This window comes from Tistrella sp. (assembly GCF_002684955.1).
GTDB lineage: Bacteria > Pseudomonadota > Alphaproteobacteria > Tistrellales > Tistrellaceae > Tistrella > Tistrella mobilis.
In genome coordinates, this window is the sequence record NZ_NYWI01000061.1 from 33,281 (window position 1) to 51,274 (window position 17,994).

Below are 17,994 nucleotides of genomic sequence, written 5' to 3' on the forward strand. Positions count from 1 at the left end.
TCCCGATCGGGGGTTCCGTCCCATGTCTGCCCAAATCGCCGACCATTTTCCCGAACTCGCCCGCTTCCCGCTGGCCGACCGGCCTTCGCCCAATCACGATGCGCGGCCCGACGGGGCGCGGCCCGACATGGTGGTGCTGCACTATACCGGCATGCCCACGGCCGAGGTCGCCATCGACTGGCTGGCCGACCCGGCCTCGCGGGTCAGCGCCCATTGGGTGGTGGAAGAAGACGGCCGCATCACCCGCATGGTGCCGGAAGACCGCCGCGCCTGGCATGCCGGCGTATCGTGGTGGCGCGGGCGCGAGCGGCTGAACGACGTCTCGATCGGCATCGAAATCGTCAATCCCGGCCATGAATGGGGCTATCGCGACTTTCCGGAGCCGCAGATGCAGGCGGTGGAGGCGCTGCTGGGCGGCATTCTGGCCCGCCACGACATCGCGCCGGCCCGGGTGGTGGGGCATTCCGACATCGCACCCTCCCGCAAATACGATCCGGGCGAGCGGTTCGACTGGTACCGGCTGGCGGCGAAAGGGCTGGCGCTGATGCCGGCCAACCGGCCGGTGCCGGGGGAGATGGGCCTGACGCTTGGCGAAGGCGATACCGGCCAGGCCGTCACCGACATCCAGCGGGCGCTGGCGGCGATCGGCTACCGGATCCAGGTCGACGGCATCTATGATCTCGTCACCCGATCGGTGGTCCACGCCTTCCAGTCGCGCTTCCTGGGGCTGGCCGGCGGCATCTGCGGGCCCGATACCGCCCAGATGATCTTCGCGGTGGAGCAGCTGTTCGCCCGGGATCCGCGCGCAGACTGAGCAGCCTGTTCTTGACCGGCCGGGGGCGCTGCTGCATGGTGGCGCCGGGTTCAGACGGCCGGATGGCCGCCCTGCCGGCGCCTTCGGGCGGATGGCGGGGAGGAAAGTCCGGGCTCCACGGAAACACGGTGCCGGGTAACGCCCGGCGGGGGCGACCCCAGGGAAAGTGCCACAGAGAGCAGACCGCCCGGCCGGCGGACATGAAACCTTCGGGTTGCCTGTGCGTGCCGGGCAAGGGTGAAAGGGTGCGGTAAGAGCGCACCGCGCCCCCGGCAACGGGGGCGGCATGGTAAACCCCACCGGGAGCAAGACCGAATAGGAACCGCGTGCCGGATCGAAACCTTCGGTTGCGGCAGGGCCTGTTTCCGGCCTGGCGGTTCGGGTTGGTCGCGAGAGGCGTCCGGCGACGGGCGTCCCAGAGGAATGGTCATCCAGCGCCCCTTCGGGGTGTGGACAGAACCCGGCTTACAGGCCGTCTGACCCCCTTATCCCATCCTCTCCCATATGTGCGCACGCAGGCGCGCACATGCGGCTGCCGGTCCCGGCCTTGGGCAGGGATGGGACGGCTGAATCATTTTTGGGAAAATCTGGGAGAGGGTGCTCTCCCGCTCTATGCTGGGCGACGCTGCCACTGTTGCATCCTGCAAGGATTCATAAGTTCACGTTTTGTTCACGGTTGATCGAACACTGTCCCGTGATTTCAAGGCCCTGGGCCCTGTTCCTGATATATGTGCGCAGCATTTGCCAAGCATCTGTTTCATCGAAGAATTTTCAAGGACTTCCAGCGGAATGTCCGCTTGACCCCCTAAGGGCCATTCGATACCTTCGGCTCAAGGATCCAAAAATTCCCAGGTTTGCCCACCTCCTCCCAATCCGCTCCAGAGCGGCGGGCGGAAACGGGCGCCAGGGCAGAGGGGTCCGCTTCGGAAAGTCCTGGTCCAGATTTCGGGGCCTGGCCTGAAAGATCGCCCCAGGCGATCGGACCGGCCAGCCATGGAGGGCAACGCCAGCAGGGCTCCGGTCCCTCCGGAGCAGAGTGGTCTCGAGGAGTTCGCCGGGTGGCGCTGTTCCTGTCGACATTCGAAAAGCCGATCGACAAGAAGGCTCGCGTGTCGGTGCCCCCTCAGTTCCGTGCTGCTCTTGGCAACCAGGAGTTCAAGGGTATCGTCGCCTATCCGTCGTTCATCAATCCGGCGGTCGAAGCCTCTGGCTACGATCGTATCCTTCAATTGTCGGAAAGTATCGAGACGTTCGATCCGTTCTCGGAAGAGCGTGACGCCTTCGCGACCGCCATCCTCGCCGAATGCCAGCAGCTGCCCTTCGATACCGAAGGCCGTGTGGTGCTGTCGAAGCGGCCGATGGAGATCGCGGGGCTGGAAGACAAGGTGATCTTCGTGGGCAAGGGCCGTACCTTCGAGCTGTGGCAGCCGGAGCGTTTCGCCGAGCATCAGGCGGCGGCGCGCGAGCTGGCGCTGGCCAATCGCGGCCGGCTGCGGCTCGATCCCACGCGCGCGCCTGCGATCACCCGGCCTGCCCCCGCTCCCGCATCGGCCGCGGCCGACTCCTCCGATGGCGGGGAGGGCGCATGATCATGTCCATGTCCGCGACCACCGCTCCCCATGTTTCCGTGCTGCTGCCCGAGGTGCTGGCCGCCTCCGCCCCCGTCGAGGGCGCGGTGGTGGTCGATGCGACCTTCGGGGCCGGCGGCTATTCCCGCGGCTATCTGGCGGCCGGCGCCGCCCGGGTCTACGGCATCGACCGCGACCCGACCGCGGCGGAGGCCGGCCGGGCGCTGGAGGCCGAAAGCGGCGGCCGCTTCCGCTTTCTGCAGGGCCGGTTCGGCGACATGGAGGCGCTGCTCGATGCCGCAGGCGAGCCGATGGTCGACGTGGTCGCCTTCGATTTCGGCGTGTCGTCCATGCAGCTGGATCAGGCGGAGCGCGGCTTTTCCTTCCGCCATGACGGGCCGCTCGACATGCGCATGGAGCGGGCGGGCATGAGCGCCGCCGATTTCGTGAACACCGCCGAAGAGCGCGAGATCGCCGACGTGATCTGGATCTATGGCGAGGAGCGGGCTTCGCGCCGGGTGGCGCGGGCGATCACCCGCGGCCGGCCGTTCGAGACCACGGCGGCGCTGTCCGAGGCGGTGCGTTCCGCCCTGCCGCCGCGCGGCCGCGACCAGATCGACCCCGCGACCCGCAGCTTCCAGGCCATCCGCATCCATGTGAACGACGAGCTGGGCGAGATCCTGCGCGGGCTGGTGGCGGCCGAGCGCCGGCTGAAGCCCGGCGGCCGTCTGGCGGCGGTCACCTTCCACAGCCTGGAAGACCGGCTGGTGAAGCGGTTCCTGACCGCGCGGGCCGGCCGCGGCGCCAACCCGTCGCGCCATGTCGCGATCGTGGCCGATCGTGACCGCACGGCCCCCAGCTTCGCCATTGCCGGCACCCGGCCGATCGTGGCGGGCGAGGCCGAGACCGCCGCCAATCCGCGGGCCCGCTCCGCCAAGCTGCGTGCCGCCCGGCGCACCGATGCCGCCGCCTGGGATGCCCCCGCCGATGCCCAGGGCCTGTTCAGGGAGCCTGCCCGATGATCCGTCCCGGCACCGTCCTGCTTCTGGGCTGCACCGCCGCGATCGCGGCCGGTCTGTTCTGGGTGAAGTACCGGGTCGCGAGCCTGGAGGATGCCTATGTCGCGCGCAATGCCGAGCTGCTGCGCGAGCAGGAGGCGATCCATGTGCTCAAGGCCGAATGGGCCTATCTGAACAATCCCGAGCGGCTGGAGCGGCTGGCGGGTGAATATCTGGAGATCAAGCCGCTCGAGGGGCGCCAGCTGGTGAGCCTGGCCTCTCTGCCGCTGCCGCGCTCCGAGACCGAGCCCCGGCCGAAATCCAAGCCCGGCACGCCGCCGGCCTCGTGGCCGCTGGTCGACCATGTGCCGGCGCCGCGCGATACGACCGTGGCCGCGGCACAGCCGGCGCCGCGATCCTCCATCGATGCGGCCGTGGACAGTGTTCTCGATCAGGGCGGCGTGGTGCTGACAGGGGGGGCGCGATGACCCGCGACGACCGCTTCGGTCCCCGCCGCGACGATCGCGGCCACCCCGAGAACACGGCGCCCGAGGCGCCGCGCAAGCCGCGCGTGCCGCTGCCGCGCGCCCGCCGGGTGCGGCTTGGCGTCGCCCGGGCGGTCAAGCTCGACGGCAATGTGAAGCAGGCGCTTGAGACCGGCCGCAACCGGGTGCTGTTCACCGCGGCCTTCTTCGCGCTCGCCTTCATCGCGCTCTCGATCAAGCTGATCGCGGTGGGCGTGCTGCATGAAGGCGGCGAGCCCCGGGTCGCCCGTGGCGCGCCGCCGCCGCAGCTGGTGCTGGACCGCGCCGACATCACCGACCGCAACGGGGTGCTGCTGGCCTCCAACCTCATCACCGCCTCGCTTTATGCCGATCCCAAGCTGGTGCTGGATCCGGTGGAGGCGGCGGTCAAGCTGCGCACGGTGCTGCCGCATCTGAACCAGACCGATCTGATCGCCCAGCTGTCGGGCGACCGGCGTTTCGTCTGGATCCAGCGCGGTCTGAAGCCCGAACAGCAATACGAGATCAACGCCCTCGGCATCCCCGGGCTCTATTTCCAGCGCGAGCAGCGCCGGATCTATCCCCAGGGGCGGCTGACCTCTCATGTCATCGGCTTCACCAATATCGACAACACCGGCCGCGGCGGGCTGGAACAGGGGCTGGACCGCACGCTGCGGGAACGCGCCGAAACCGGCCGCGGGCCGCTGGTCACCTCGCTCGATATCCGCGTTCAGCAGGTGCTGCGCGACGTGCTGCGCGATGCGATGCAGGAATTCCAGACGATCGGTGCGACCGGCATCGTGATGGATGCACACAACGGCGAGATCCTGGCCATGGTCTCGCTGCCCGATTTCGACCCGAATGCGCCGGTCAATCCCGAAGACCCGGCGATGTTCAACCGGGCGACGCTTGGCGTCTATGAAATGGGCTCGATCTTCAAGGCCTTCACCGCGGCGGAGGCGCTGGATGCGGGCGTGGTCAAGATCGATGGCGGCTTCGATGCCACCGACCCGATCAAGATCGGCCGCTTCACCATCCGCGACTCCCATCCCCAGCGGCGCTGGCTGAGCGTGCCCGAGATCATGCTCTATTCGTCCAATATCGGCGCCGCCAAGATGGCGCTGGCGGTGGGCGCCACCCGGCAGCAGGACTATATGCGCCGCTTCGGCTTCCTGACCCCGGCCCGGATCGAGCTGCCGGAGGTGGGCCTGCCCCAGGCGCCCCATCCGTGGCGCGAGGTCAACGTCATGACCATCGGCTTCGGCCATGGTGCCGCGGTCAGCCCGCTTCAGGCCGTGGGCGGGATGGCCGCGCTGATGAATGGCGGCTACAAGGTGCCGGCGACGCTGATCAAACATCAGCCGGGCGAGCGTGTGGTGCGCGAGCAGATCATCAACGAGCAGGTCACCGCCCTGGTGCGCAAGATGATGGTCGGCGTCGTCCAGGAGGGTACCGCAAGGAAGGCGCAGGTGCCGGGCTACCTGGTGGGCGGCAAGACGGGCACGGCCGAGAAGGCCGGCGCCGGCGGCTATCGGCGCAAGGCGCTGCTGACCTCGTTCCTGGGCGGTTTCCCCATGCAGGATCCACGCTATGTGGTGCTGGTCACGCTCGACGAGCCCAAGCCCACGCCCAAGACCTATGGCTATGCGACCTCGGGCTGGAACGCCGCCCCGACCGCAGGAGAGCTGATCCGCCGGATCGCGCCGATCCTGGGCGTGCGGCCGATGTCGATCGATGGCAGCCCCAATCCCATGCCGGTGCTGCCGCAGGACCGCAAAGACGATCTGCGCTATGCCCTGGTCGGTGACGAAGACGAAGCCTCCGTCGCCGCCGATCTCCCCCAGTCGGATACCGAGGTGACGAATGCGGCTTATTGAGCTGATCGACCGCGATGCGACCGCGATCGGCGGTGATACCCGGATCACGGGCATCACCTCCGACAGCCGCGCCGTGCGGCCGGGCATGCTCTTCGCCGCCATCCCGGGCACGGTGCGCGACGGGCGTGACTTCATTCCCGAAGCCGTGGCGGCGGGGGCCGTGGCGGTGCTCGCCCCCACGGGTACGGTGGTGCCGGCCGGTGTGGCGCTGGTCGAGACCGGAGAGGTGCGTGGCGCGCTCGCCCGCATGGCCAGCCGCTTCTATCCCAAGCGTCCGGGCGTGATCGCGGCGGCGACCGGCACCAACGGCAAAAGCTCCGTGGTGGCCTTCACCCGTCAGATCTGGGTGCGGCTGGGACTGGCCGCCGCCAGTCTCGGCACGCTGGGATATGACGGGCCGGGCGATCTGGCGGCGCCGGGGCTGACCACGGTCGACCCGGTGGCCCTGCATCGCCTGCTGGATCAGGCGGCGCGGGCCGGGGTGGGGCATCTGGCGATGGAAGCCTCCAGCCACGGACTGGATCAGCATCGGCTGGACGGGATCGCGCCGGTCGCGGTCGCCTTCACCAACCTGACCCACGACCATCTGGACTATCACGGCACGATCGAGGCCTATCGCGACGCCAAGCTGAAGCTGTTCGCCGAGATCGCGGCGCCGGCCGGCTATGCGGTGATCAATGCCGACAGCAGCCATTACGACCATTTTGTCCGCGCGGCGCTGAAGCGGCCGCTGGCGGTGATCGATTACGGCCGCAAGGCCCGTGTTCTGCGCCTGGTTTCGGTGGAGCCGATGGCCGGCGGCGGGCTGCATGTGGCGATCGAATATCGCGGCCAGCGCCATGAATTCGGCCTGGGCCTGACCGGCAGCTTCCAGGCGCACAACGTGCTGGCCGCCATGGGGCTCGCCATCGGCTGCGGCGCATCCCCCGAAGCGGTGGTGGCGGCGCTGCCCTATCTGAAGGCGGTGCCGGGCCGGATGGAGCAGGTCGGCACCAGTGCCGCCGGCGCGCCGGTTCTGGTCGATTACGCCCACACCCCCGATGCGCTGGAGACGGTGCTGAAGGCGGTGCGCCCCCATGCCCATGACCGGGTGGTGACGGTGTTCGGCTGCGGCGGCGATCGCGACCGCACCAAGCGCCCGGCGATGGGCCGGATCGCGCTCCGCGAGGCAGACCATGCCATCGTCACCGACGACAATCCGCGCAGCGAGGACCCGGCCGCGATCCGCGCCGAGATCCTGGCGGCCGGTCCCGGCCTGGTCGAGATCGGCGACCGGGCGGCGGCGATCGATGCCGCGATTGCCGGCCTGGGGGCCGGCGACGTGCTGGTGATCGCCGGCAAGGGCCACGAGACCGGCCAGAAGATCGGCGACCGGGTGCTGCCCTTCGACGACCGCGAGGTTGCGCGCGCGGCGCTTCGGTCCCATGGCGGTATGGTGATCGGGGGAGGGGCGGCATGACCGGCAACCGGCCTCTCTGGACGATCGCGGCGGTCGCCACAGCAACCGGCGGTTCCGTTTCGGGTGCCGATGCCGCCATCTCGGGTGTCGCGATCGACAGCCGCGAGGTGCGGCCCGGCGATCTGTTCGTGGCGCTTCTGGGCGACACCAATGACGGCCACGACTATCTGTCGGCGGCGCTGGTCAATGGCGCGGCCGCAGCCCTGGTCCACCGGGTGCCCGAAGGTCTGCCCGCCGATGCGGCCGCAAAACTGATCCGGGTGGGCGACACCATGGCCGCCCTGCAGGCGCTGGGTGCGGCTGCCCGCGCGCGGTTCGGCGGCCGGGTGGTCGCGGTGACCGGCAGTGTCGGCAAGACCGGCACCCGCGGCGCCATTGCCCGCGCGCTCGGCGCCTATGGGGTGGTCCATCAAAGCCTGCGCAGCTTCAACAATCATTGGGGCGTGCCGCTGTCGCTGGCGCGGATGCCGGCCGATGCCGATTATGCGGTGCTGGAGCTGGGCATGAACCATGCGGGCGAGATCGACGCGCTCTCGCGCCTTGCCCGGCCGCATGTGGCGCTGGTCACCAAGGTGGCGCCGGCGCATCTCGGCAATTTCCGCAACGAGGAAGAGATCGCCGACGCCAAGGCCGAGATCTTCAACGGGCTGGAAGCCGACGGCGTGGCGGTGCTGAACCGCGACAACCGGCATTTCGACCGGCTGGCCGCGGCGGTGCTGCTGGGCCATCCCGCGACCCGCATCGTCGATTTCGCCGCCAGCCGCCATGGTGCCCAACGCGCCATGATCCGCCTGATCAAGGCGACGCCGGCGGGTGGCGGCACGGCGGTCGCGGCCGAGGTGGCCGGCCGGCCGGTGGATTTCGTGATCGGCGTGCCCGGCGCCCATTGGGTGGAAAACGCGCTGGCGGTGCTGGGCGTGCTGCACGGGCTGGGGCTGGAGCCGGGCCCGGGGGCGGCGGCGCTGGCGGCGCTGGAAGCGCCCGAAGGCCGCGGCACCCAGATCCGCATCCCGACAGCCGGCGGCGGGCTGCTGGTCATCGACGAAACTTACAACGCCAACCCGGAATCGATGCGGGCGGCGATCGCGCTCGGGGCCGATCTGGCCCGGGCCGAAGGCGGCCGGCTGGTGGCGGTTCTGGGCGACATGCTGGAGCTGGGCGATCACGCCGAGCGTCTTCATCGAGAACTCACAGCTCCCCTCGTTGACGCGGGGGTGGCGGTCGTCTACACCGCCGGGCCGGCCATGATGCATCTCCACGACGGGCTCGATCCCGATCGTCGGGGCGGCCATGCCGGCACGTCGGAAGATCTGGCACCTGCCGTCGTCCGGGGCGTCGCTCCGGGGGATGTGGTGCTGGTCAAAGGGTCGCGCGGCATGCGCATGGAACGGGTGATCGCGGCCCTGAAGGCTGCGGGCGCCCGGCCTGCGGACACGGATACGGACAAGGGTTAACGGGCCGCGGCACCGGCAGGGCTGCCGGTGGCCGACACGGTTTTGGAGCACGCATGCTTTTCAATCTGCTCTATCCGCTTTCGAGCGATCTGAGCTTCCTGAACGTCTTCCGGTACCTGACGTTCCGGACGGGCGGCGCTTTGATCACGGCGCTGCTCATCAGCTTCGTGCTCGGCCCCAGTCTGATCCGCTGGCTGCGTCGCAAGCAGCGCGAGGGTCAGCCGATCCGCAGCGACGGCCCCGAGCGGCATCTGATCGAAAAGCGCGGCACCCCCACCATGGGCGGCGTGCTGATCCTGACCGGTGCCGGCCTCTCCACCCTGCTCTGGGCGGACCTGACCAGCGCCTATGTCTGGATCGTGCTGATGGTGACGCTGGGCTTCGGCCTGATCGGCTTCGCCGACGACTATCTGAAGGTCGTCCGGCGCAACCCCAAGGGCCTGCCCGGAAAGATGAAGCTGCTGCTTCAGACCCTGATCGGCGTCGCCGCCGCGGTCTGGGTGCAGTACATCGCTCTCGACGACCAGGCCTCGGGTCTTGCCATCCCGTTCGTGAAGAACGTGCTGCTGGATCTGGGCCTGCTGTACGTGCCTTTCGCGGTGTTCGTGATGATCGGGTCGAGCAATGCGGTGAACCTCACCGACGGGCTCGACGGCCTGGCCATCGTGCCGGTGATGATCGCGGCGTCGAGCTTCGCCTTCATCGCCTATCTGGTGGGCAACGCGATCTATGCCGAATACCTGCAGGTCCACTACGTGCCCGGCACGGGTGAGCTGACGGTGCTCTGCGGTGCCCTGGTGGGCGCCGGTCTGGGCTTCCTGTGGTTCAACGCCCCGCCGGCCATGGTGTTCATGGGCGATACCGGCTCGCTGTCGCTGGGTGGTGCGCTGGGGGCGATCAGCGTGGTGACCAAGCATGAACTGGTGCTGGCGGTGATCGGCGGGCTGTTCGTGTTGGAGACCGTCTCGGTGATGGTCCAGGTCGCCTCGTTCAAGCTGACCGGCAAGCGCGTCTTCCGCATGGCGCCGTTGCACCATCACTTCGAGAAGAAGGGCTGGGCCGAGAGCACCATCGTGATCCGCTTCTGGATCATCGCCTTCGTCCTGGCCCTGATCGGCCTGTCCACCCTCAAGCTGCGCTGAAGAGGCGAGCCCGTCCCATGAGCCCGAACCAGATCTCTGCTCTCATCCCCGATGCCACGCTGCCGACCCCGGTCGTGCCCGGCGTTGCGGGGCGGTGCGTGGTCGTGGCGGGGCTTGCGCGGTCGGGGCTCGCCACCATCCGCGCGCTGAAGGCCGGCGGTGCCCGGGTCATCGCCTGGGACGACAACCAGCCGGCCCGCATGGCCGGCGCCGAGGCCGGGGCCGAGGTGCTGGCGCCGGATGCCATCGACTGGAAGACGGTCGACCTGCTGGTGGCCGCCCCCGGCCTGCCGCTGCATTTCCCCCGCCCGCACGAGACCGTGCGCCGGGCGCGGGCCGCCCATGTCGCCATCACCGGCGATGTCGACCTGCTGTTCGCCGCCTGCGGCGAGGCGCGCTATGCCGCCATCACCGGCACCAACGGCAAGTCGACCACGACCGCGCTTCTGGGCCATATCATCGGCCGGATCGCCGGCAGCACCGCCGAGGGCGCACCGGCGCGTGCGGCGGTCGGCGGCAATCTGGGCATCGCGCCGCTGGCCCTGCCGGCGCTGGGCGCGGGTGAGCTTTACGTGCTGGAGCTGTCGTCCTACCAGCTGGACCTGACCAGCCGGTTTGCGGCCGATGTCGGCGTGCTGCTGAACCTCAGCCCCGATCATATCGACCGTCACGGCGATTTCGCCGGCTATGTCGCGGCCAAGCGCCGGCTGTTCGACCAGCAGCGGGCCGGCGCCACCGCGGTGATCGGCTGCGACGACGGCCCGTCGATCGAGGTCTTCGATGCGCTGGCCGCCGAAGGCCGGCTGCGGGTGATCCCGATCGCCGCCACCCGTCCGGTGGCCGGCGGTGTCTGGGTCGACGAGGATTTCCGGCTGATCGACGACCTGAACGGCGGCGCCCGGCCGGTGATGAGCCTGGCTGGTATCGACACGCTGCGCGGCCGCCATAACGGCCAGAATGCCGCCGCCGCCTATGCCGCCGCCCGGGCGCTCGGCCTTGCCCCCGACGACATCGCCGCCGGCATCCGCAGCTATCCGGGCCTGGCCCATCGGCTGGAGACGGTGGGCCATGTCGGCCCGGTTGCGATCGTCAACGACAGCAAGGCGACCAATGCCGAGGCCACCCGCCCGGCGCTGGATGCCTTCCGGCGGATCTACTGGATTGCGGGCGGGGTCGCCAAGGCGGGCGGCATCGCATCGCTCCGGCCGTGGTTCGACCGCGTCGCCCATGCCTATCTGATCGGCGAGGCCGCCGAGGGCTTCTCGCGCACGCTCGGTGACGAGGTGCGGTGGACGGTCAGCGGCACGCTGGAGGCGGCGCTGGATCAGGCGCTGGCCGATATCGCCGCAGACCCGCAAGCGGGGGAGGGCACGGCGCTGCTGCTGTCGCCGGCCTGTGCCTCCTTCGACCAGTTCAAGAGTTTCGAGCATCGCGGCGACGTGTTCCGTGCCGCGGTCGCCGCCCGGCTGGAGGGACGGTCATGATCGCTTTCGCCCGTACCGATACCAGCCTCGTCGCCCGCTGGTGGTGGACCGTCGACCGGGTCGCCCTGCTGCTGATCCTGCTGCTGGTGCTGGCCGGCATCGTGCTGACCATGGCGGCCTCGCCCGCCGTCGCCAACCGCATCGGCGCGCCGACCTATCATTTCGTCATCCGCCAGGCGCTGTTCGTGATCCCGGCGGTGCTGGTGATGATCGGCCTGTCGCTGCTCAACCCCGATCAGGTGAAGTCGGCGGGGGCGATCGGCTTCGGCCTGTTCCTGCTGCTGCTGGCCCTGGTGCCGGTGGTCGGCACCGAGATCAAGGGCGCGCGCCAGTGGATCGGTGCCGGCCCGATCGCCCTGCAGCCTTCGGAATTCGTGCGGCCCTTCTTCTGCATCGTCACCGCCTGGGCCCTGGCCGATGCGCGGGTGCGGCGCAATCTGACCGGCTATCTGGTCACGGTCGCCATGCTGGTGGCGGTGGTCGGCTTCATCGTCGCCCAGCCCGATTTCGGCATGACCATGCTGGTGCTCGGCACCTGGTCGATCCAGGTTTTCGTCGCCGGCCTGCCCTGGATCCTGGTGGCGCTGGTGGTCGGCGGCGGCCTGGCCGGCCTGGTCGGCGGCTATCTGATGCTCGACCACGTGGCGAGCCGCATCGACCGCTTCCTCGATCCGTCGAGCGGCGACAACTACCAGATCATGACCTCGCTTTCGGCGATCCAGAATGGCGGGCTGATCGGCCGTGGCCCGGGCGAGGGCCTGGTCAAGGCGGTGCTGCCCGACGCCCATACCGACTTCATCTTCGCGGTCACCGCCGAGGAATTCGGTGCGCTGGCCTGCCTGCTGATGATCGCGGCCTTCGGCGGCATCATCCTGCGCGGCTATATGCGGATGATGCAGGAACGCGACCTGTTCGTGGTGCTGGCGGTCTCGGGCCTGCTCGGCAGCTTCGGTCTGCAGGCCTTCATCAATATGGGCGTCGCGGTGCATCTGATGCCGACCACCGGCATGACCCTGCCGCTGATCTCTTATGGCGGCTCGTCGCTGGTCGCGACCGCGGCCGGGCTCGGCATGATGCTGGCGCTGACCCGCCGCCGCTATCTGGAGGGCACGCGATGACCGCTCTCCGCACCCTCCCGACCCGCGGCCGCATCGTCGTCACCACCGGCGGCACCGGCGGCCATGTCTTCCCGGCCCGGGCGCTTGCGGCCGAGCTGATCCGGCGCGGCTGGACGGTCGATTTCGCGACCGACGCCCGCGGCGTCGCCCATGTCCGCATGCCCGAGGGCGTGGATGTGCATGCGTTGCCCGCGGGCGGTGTTTCGGGCATGGGGATGGGGCGCCGGATCAAGGGCGCCGTCGAACTGCTGCGCGGTGTGGCCAGGGCCCGCGGCCTGATGCGCCGTCTGGCGCCGGCCGCCGTGATCGGTTTCGGATCTTACGCCGCCCTGCCGGCGACGCTGGCGGCGCTGCTCGCCGGGCTGCCGGTGGGCCTGCATGAACAGAATGCGGTGCTGGGCCAGGCCAACCGTCTGCTCGGCCGTAAGGCGCGGCTGCTGGCGCTGTCGGTGGCGGACACCAGGGCGGTGCCGGATGCGGCGCGCCCGCGGGTGCGGGTGACCGGCAACCCCGTCCGGGCCGAGGTGGCGGCGGTCGCCGACATGCCCTATGCCGCCCCGGCGGCGGGGGCGGACTTCGTACTGTTCTCGACCGGCGGCAGCCAGGGCGCGCGTTTCCTGGGCACCACCCTGCCCAGGGCAGCCGCCCTGCTGCCGGCGGCGCTGAAGGCCCGCACCCGGCTGGTGATCCAGGTCCGGCCCGAGGACATGGCCGGCGCCGAGGCGGCGCTGGCCGGCCAGGGCTTCGCCGGGGTCGAACTGGCGCCCTTCTTCGCCGACATGCCGGCGCGGCTGGCCGCGGCCCATCTGGTGGTGGCGCGGTCCGGTGCCTCCACCGTCGCCGAACTGGCGGCCGCCGGCCGGCCGTCGCTGCTGGTGCCGCTGCCGGGGGCGATCGACGACCACCAGACCGCCAATGCCCGCGCGCTGGTCGATGCCGGTGCCGCGATCGCCATGGCCCAGCCTGCGGCGACGCCCGAGGCGCTGGCCCGGGCGATCGCCGATCTGGCGGAAGACCCCGCCCGGCTGGCGCGCATGGCAGAGGCGGCGCTGGGCGTCGGCCGGGCCGATGCCGCATCCAGGCTTGCCGATCTGGTCGAGGCCCTGGCCGAAGGCCGGGCGCTGCCGGCCGATACCGAGGGTGGCCTTCGGGCCGCCGCGACCAACCAGACCCCGACGGGCGGCGCGCTGCCGTTCGGCGGGCGCGAGGAGACCGCATGAGGCGCATTCCGCTCACCATCGGCACGCTGCATTTCGTCGGCATCGGCGGCATCGGCATGTCGGGCATCGCCGAGATCCTCCAGGGCCTCGGCTACGACGTGCAGGGCAGCGACATCGCAGAGAACGCGAATGTCCGCCGACTGCGCGCGAAGGGCGTGCGCGTCGCCATCGGCCATGCGGCCGAGAACATCGCCAATGCCGCGGTGGTCGTCGTCTCCTCGGCGATCCGCCAGGACAATCCGGAACTGGTCGAGGCGCGCCGGCGCTTCCTGCCGGTGGTGCGTCGCGCCGAGATGCTGGCAGAGCTGATGCGGCTCAAATCCGCGGTGGCGGTGGGCGGCACCCATGGCAAGACCACCACCACCTCTCTGGTGGCGGCGGTGCTGGATGCCGGCGATATCGACCCCACCGTGATCAATGGCGGCATCATCAACGCCTATGGCACCAATGCCCGCCCGGGCGAGGGCGAGTGGATGGTGGTGGAGGCGGATGAAAGCGACGGCAGCTTCCTGAAGCTGCCGGCGACGATCGCCATCGTCACCAATATCGACCCCGAGCATCTGGACCACTACCGCAGCTTCGCCGCGGTGCGCGAGGCCTTCCGGACCTTCGTCGAGAACATCCCGTTCTACGGTCTGGCGGTGCTGTGCAGCGACCATGCCGAGGTTCAGGCCCTGATCGGCCAGATCCAGGACCGCCGGATCGTGACCTACGGCTTCAACCCGCAGGCCGATATCCGGGCGGTGGACGTGCGCCACGACGTCGACGGTGCCCGCTTCACCGCGGTGATCCGCGACCGGCGGGCGGGGTCGGAACGGCGGATCCCCGATCTGCATCTGGCCATGCATGGCCCGCACAATGTCCAGAACGCGCTGTCGGCGATCGCCGTCGCCGACGAGCTGGGCATTCCCGACGAGGCGGTGCGCAAGGCGCTGGCCGGTTTCGCCGGGGTGAAGCGCCGCTTCACCGTCACCGGCGAGGCGAACGGCGTGCGGGTGATCGACGATTACGGCCACCACCCGGTGGAGATCGCGGCGGTGCTGCGCGCCGCCCGCGGCGTCGCCCAGGACCACAAGGTGGTGGCGGTGGTCCAGCCGCACCGCTACAGCCGGCTGATGAGCCTGTTCGAGGAATTCTGCACCTGCTTCAACGACGCCGACACCGTGGTGGTGGCCGATGTCTATGCGGCGGGCGAGACCCCGATCGAGGGCATCGACCGCGACGCCCTGATCGAGGGGCTGCGCGCCCGCGGCCATCGCCATGTGGTGGCGCTGGACGGGCCGGAGACGCTGGCCGCCGTGGTGAAGCCGCTGGTGTCGGGCGGCGACATGGTCGTGTGCCTGGGCGCCGGCAACATCACCGCCTGGGCCGAAAAACTGCCGCGCGAGCTGGCCGCGGCCGACGGGGAGGCCGGCGCGTGATGACCGATGCCGCCCTGACGCAGACCATCCGGCATGCCGCCGCCGACGGGGAGGGCGGTGCCGCCGCCCTGCCGCTGGCCGGTCGCCTGCCGGCGGTGCGCGGGCGGATCAGCCATGGCGCGATGCTGGACCGGGTGACCTGGTTCCGGGTCGGCGGGCCGGCCGAGGCGCTGTTCAAGCCGGCCGGCGTGCAGGATCTGGCCGATTTCCTGGCGGCATTGCCAGGCGATGTGCCGGTCACCGTGATCGGTGTCGGCTCCAACCTGCTGGTGCGCGATGGCGGTGTGGCCGGGGTCGTGGTCCGGCTGGGCCGCGGCTTCGTCGACATGGAGGTCGACGGCACCGAGGTGATCGCCGGTGCCGGGGCGCTGGACGTGAACGTGGCCGAGATCGCCCAGCGGGCGGGGCTTGCCGGGCTTGAATTCCTGTCGGGCATTCCGGGCACCATCGGCGGCGCGCTGCGGATGAATGCCGGGGCCTATGGTGCCGAGATCGCCGATGTCCTGGTCTCTGCCACCGCGGTCGACCGGGCCGGGCGCATCCACGAGGTGCCGGCCGGGGCGCTGGGCCTCGGCTATCGCCACGCGGCGGCACCGGCGGACTGGATCTTCACCGGCGCCCGTCTGCGTGGCCGGCCGGGCGATCCGGCGGCGATCCGCGCGCGGATGGACGAGATCCGGGCGCAGCGCGAGGAAAGCCAGCCGGTCCGGTCCCGGACCGGCGGCAGCACCTTCCGCAACCCGGAAGGGGCCAGGGCCTGGGAGCTGATCGACCGGGCCGGCTGCCGGGGCCTGAAGATCGGCGCGGCCCAGGTGTCGGACCGGCACTGCAACTTCCTGATCAACACCGGCGGTGCCACGGCCGCCGAGATCGAGGCCCTGGGCGAAGAGGTGCGTGCGCGGGTGCGGGCCGCTTCGGGCATTGAACTGACCTGGGAAATCCGCCGCATCGGCCGTCCGGCCGGTGCGGTGCCGGGGGCAACCACGGACGAGAGCGGGAGCAAGGCATGACCACGCAGCATGTGGCGGTACTGATGGGCGGCATGTCGGCGGAACGCGAGGTTTCGCTGACCAGCGGCCGTGCCTGTGCCGAGGCGCTGCGCGGCGAGGGCTATCGGGTGACCGAGATCGATGCCGGTGCCGATCTTGGCGCGAAGCTGGCCGAGATCCGTCCGGATGTGGTGTTCAACGCCCTGCATGGCCGCTTCGGCGAGGATGGCTGCGTGCAGGGCGTGATGAACCTGATGCGGCTGCCCTATACCCATTCCGGCCTGCTGGCATCCGCCATCGCCATGGACAAGCCGGTCGCCAAGCGGCTCTACGCCGCCGCCGGCCTGCCGGTGGCCGAGGATCGGGTGATGCATATCGACGAGATCGGCCGCGAGCATCCGATGGCGGTGCCCTATGTGCTGAAGCCCGCCCAGGAGGGGTCGAGCGTCGGCGTGCGGATCGTGCGCGACGAAAGCGAGACCCCGCTCGGCAACCGCAGCTGGACCCACGGGCCGGTGGTGCTGGTGGAACGCTACATCCCCGGCCGCGAGCTGACGGTCGGCGTGATGGGCGGCAGGGCGCTGGGGCTGACCGAGATCCGGCCGGTGCAGAACTTCTACGACTACGAGGCCAAGTACACCGACGGCCGCGCCGTGCATCTGGTGCCGGCGCCCGTGCCCGAGGAACTGGCCGTGCGGGCGAAAGAGATCGCCGAGGCGGCCCATCGGGCGCTCGGCTGCCGCGGTGTCAGCCGCGCGGATCTGCGCTGGGACGATACCAGACCCGGCACCGAGGGGCTGATCCTGCTGGAGGTGAACCCCCAGCCGGGCATGACCCCGCTGTCGCTGGTGCCCGAGCAGGCCGCCGCCGCGGGGATCGCGTTCGGGCCTTTGGTCAGATGGATGGTGGAGCACGCCGCATGCGACGCCTGAGCACCGAAGACATCCGCGTCAAGCGGGTCACGACCCATGGCTTCGAAGGGGCGGAGGAAGCCGCCGCCCTGGCGGAAGCCTTGCGCCGTCGCCGGCGCCGGCCGAAATGGCTGCGGCCCGCGGCCATCTGGGGGCGCAGGCTAGGGGTGCTGGCGCTGGTCGGCGGCGCCGGCTGGTGGCTGTGGTCGTCCGGCACCGCCGGGGCGGCTGCCGACGGCGTCCATGACTTTGCGGTGGTTCAGGCCGGCCATCTGGGGCTGGCCGTGAAGGAAATCTATCTGGAAGGGCGGTACGAAACGAAGCCCGGACAGGTACTTGGGGCAATGGCTGTTGACCAGGGCACGCCGATGCTGGCGCTGGACCTGGACCAGATGCGCCTCAGGCTGGAACAGCTGCCCTGGGTGGAGCGCGCCTCGATAGAACGGCGCTGGCCGGACACGCTTTACGTCCGCATCCGCGAGCGTCAGGCCGCCGCCCTCTGGCAGGTCGGCGACGGCCACATCCTGGTCGACCGCAAGGGCGCGCTGATCGAAGGCGTGGATGTCGGCCGCTTCGCCTATCTGCCGGTGGTGGTGGGCGACGATGCCCCGCAGCTGGTGGCGCAGCTGCTGGACCTGGTCGAGACCGCCCCCGATCTGGCCGACCGCTTCGTGGCGGGGGTCCGGGTCGGCGGCCGGCGCTGGGACGTGCATCTGAAGGACGGCGTGGTGGTGCGCCTGCCGGCCCGTGGGGCCGTCGAGGCCTGGAAGCGGCTGGCCGAGGGGGAGCGCGATCACGGCATCCTCGAAAAGGCGATCACCTCGGTCGATCTCAGGATCGCCGGCCAGTTCGCCGTCCGTCTGACCGATGCGGCGGCGCTGACCGAACGGATGAAGCCCGAGGTCAAGCGGCCGCCGGGCGCGGCCGCGACCGGCCCCGGGCTCGATGCCTGACCCCGGGGCGGATGCCCGACGGCGAAGACGACGACGGCAACGATAACGACGACTGCGAACGGCCCCAGGGGCCACTCAGTGTG

At 70.3% G+C, this 17,994-nt stretch carries 15 protein-coding genes and 1 other RNA gene; all 16 read left to right on the forward strand.

What is annotated here, in order from left to right:
• Nucleotides 1-22: 22 nt before the first annotated feature.
• Nucleotides 23-814, forward strand: a complete 792-nt coding sequence (locus CMO28_RS19330; RefSeq protein WP_062763597.1) for an N-acetylmuramoyl-L-alanine amidase — start codon at nt 23-25, stop codon at nt 812-814.
• Between the two features lie 50 nt (nt 815-864).
• Nucleotides 865-1,298: RNase P RNA component class A (rnpB, locus tag CMO28_RS19335), an RNA gene on the forward strand.
• 574 nt (nt 1,299-1,872) lie between these two features.
• Complete coding sequence (locus CMO28_RS19340) at nt 1,873-2,403, forward strand: division/cell wall cluster transcriptional repressor MraZ (RefSeq protein WP_296715927.1); 531 nt, start codon at nt 1,873-1,875, stop codon at nt 2,401-2,403.
• Nucleotides 2,400-3,404 (forward strand): 16S rRNA (cytosine(1402)-N(4))-methyltransferase RsmH, encoded by a 1,005-nt coding sequence (gene rsmH / locus CMO28_RS19345; protein WP_296715929.1) that lies wholly within the window; start codon nt 2,400-2,402, stop codon nt 3,402-3,404. The genes CMO28_RS19340 and rsmH overlap by 4 nt, the downstream gene beginning before the upstream one ends.
• The gene (ftsL, locus tag CMO28_RS19350) at nt 3,401-3,868 is read left to right on the forward strand and encodes a cell division protein FtsL (RefSeq protein ID WP_296715930.1); all 468 of its coding nucleotides are present in this window, start codon (nt 3,401-3,403) and stop codon (nt 3,866-3,868) included. Before rsmH ends, ftsL begins: the two co-directional genes overlap by 4 nt.
• Nucleotides 3,865-5,760 carry a peptidoglycan D,D-transpeptidase FtsI family protein gene (locus CMO28_RS19355; RefSeq protein WP_296715932.1) on the forward strand — a complete coding sequence of 632 codons (1,896 nt, stop codon included), beginning with the start codon at nt 3,865-3,867 and terminating at the stop codon, nt 5,758-5,760. Before ftsL ends, CMO28_RS19355 begins: the two co-directional genes overlap by 4 nt.
• Nucleotides 5,747-7,219 (forward strand): UDP-N-acetylmuramoyl-L-alanyl-D-glutamate--2,6-diaminopimelate ligase, encoded by a 1,473-nt coding sequence (locus tag CMO28_RS19360; RefSeq protein WP_296715934.1) that lies wholly within the window; start codon nt 5,747-5,749, stop codon nt 7,217-7,219. The genes CMO28_RS19355 and CMO28_RS19360 overlap by 14 nt, the downstream gene beginning before the upstream one ends.
• The gene (locus tag CMO28_RS19365) at nt 7,216-8,673 is read left to right on the forward strand and encodes a UDP-N-acetylmuramoyl-tripeptide--D-alanyl-D-alanine ligase (protein WP_296715936.1); all 1,458 of its coding nucleotides are present in this window, start codon (nt 7,216-7,218) and stop codon (nt 8,671-8,673) included. Before CMO28_RS19360 ends, CMO28_RS19365 begins: the two co-directional genes overlap by 4 nt.
• Nucleotides 8,674-8,726: 53 nt before the next feature.
• Nucleotides 8,727-9,815, forward strand: a complete 1,089-nt coding sequence (gene mraY / locus CMO28_RS19370) for a phospho-N-acetylmuramoyl-pentapeptide-transferase (RefSeq protein ID WP_062762414.1) — start codon at nt 8,727-8,729, stop codon at nt 9,813-9,815.
• A gap of 17 nt (nt 9,816-9,832) precedes the next feature.
• Complete coding sequence (gene murD / locus CMO28_RS19375; RefSeq protein ID WP_296715937.1) at nt 9,833-11,299, forward strand: UDP-N-acetylmuramoyl-L-alanine--D-glutamate ligase; 1,467 nt, start codon at nt 9,833-9,835, stop codon at nt 11,297-11,299.
• Complete coding sequence (locus tag CMO28_RS19380; protein ID WP_062762412.1) at nt 11,296-12,417, forward strand: FtsW/RodA/SpoVE family cell cycle protein; 1,122 nt, start codon at nt 11,296-11,298, stop codon at nt 12,415-12,417. Before murD ends, CMO28_RS19380 begins: the two co-directional genes overlap by 4 nt.
• The gene (gene murG / locus CMO28_RS19385) at nt 12,414-13,637 is read left to right on the forward strand and encodes an undecaprenyldiphospho-muramoylpentapeptide beta-N-acetylglucosaminyltransferase (RefSeq protein ID WP_296715938.1); all 1,224 of its coding nucleotides are present in this window, start codon (nt 12,414-12,416) and stop codon (nt 13,635-13,637) included. Before CMO28_RS19380 ends, murG begins: the two co-directional genes overlap by 4 nt.
• A complete protein-coding gene (murC, locus tag CMO28_RS19390; protein ID WP_062762410.1) occupies nt 13,634-15,058 on the forward strand; it encodes a UDP-N-acetylmuramate--L-alanine ligase in 1,425 nt (474 codons plus the stop codon). Before murG ends, murC begins: the two co-directional genes overlap by 4 nt.
• Nucleotides 15,058-16,068 carry a UDP-N-acetylmuramate dehydrogenase gene (gene murB, locus CMO28_RS19395; protein ID WP_082828336.1) on the forward strand — a complete coding sequence of 337 codons (1,011 nt, stop codon included), beginning with the start codon at nt 15,058-15,060 and terminating at the stop codon, nt 16,066-16,068. Before murC ends, murB begins: the two co-directional genes overlap by 1 nt.
• The gene (locus tag CMO28_RS19400) at nt 16,065-16,979 is read left to right on the forward strand and encodes a D-alanine--D-alanine ligase (protein ID WP_296715939.1); all 915 of its coding nucleotides are present in this window, start codon (nt 16,065-16,067) and stop codon (nt 16,977-16,979) included. The genes murB and CMO28_RS19400 overlap by 4 nt, the downstream gene beginning before the upstream one ends.
• A complete protein-coding gene (locus CMO28_RS19405; RefSeq protein WP_296715940.1) occupies nt 16,967-17,911 on the forward strand; it encodes a cell division protein FtsQ/DivIB in 945 nt (314 codons plus the stop codon). The genes CMO28_RS19400 and CMO28_RS19405 overlap by 13 nt, the downstream gene beginning before the upstream one ends.
• The last annotated feature ends 83 nt before the right edge of the window (nt 17,912-17,994 follow it).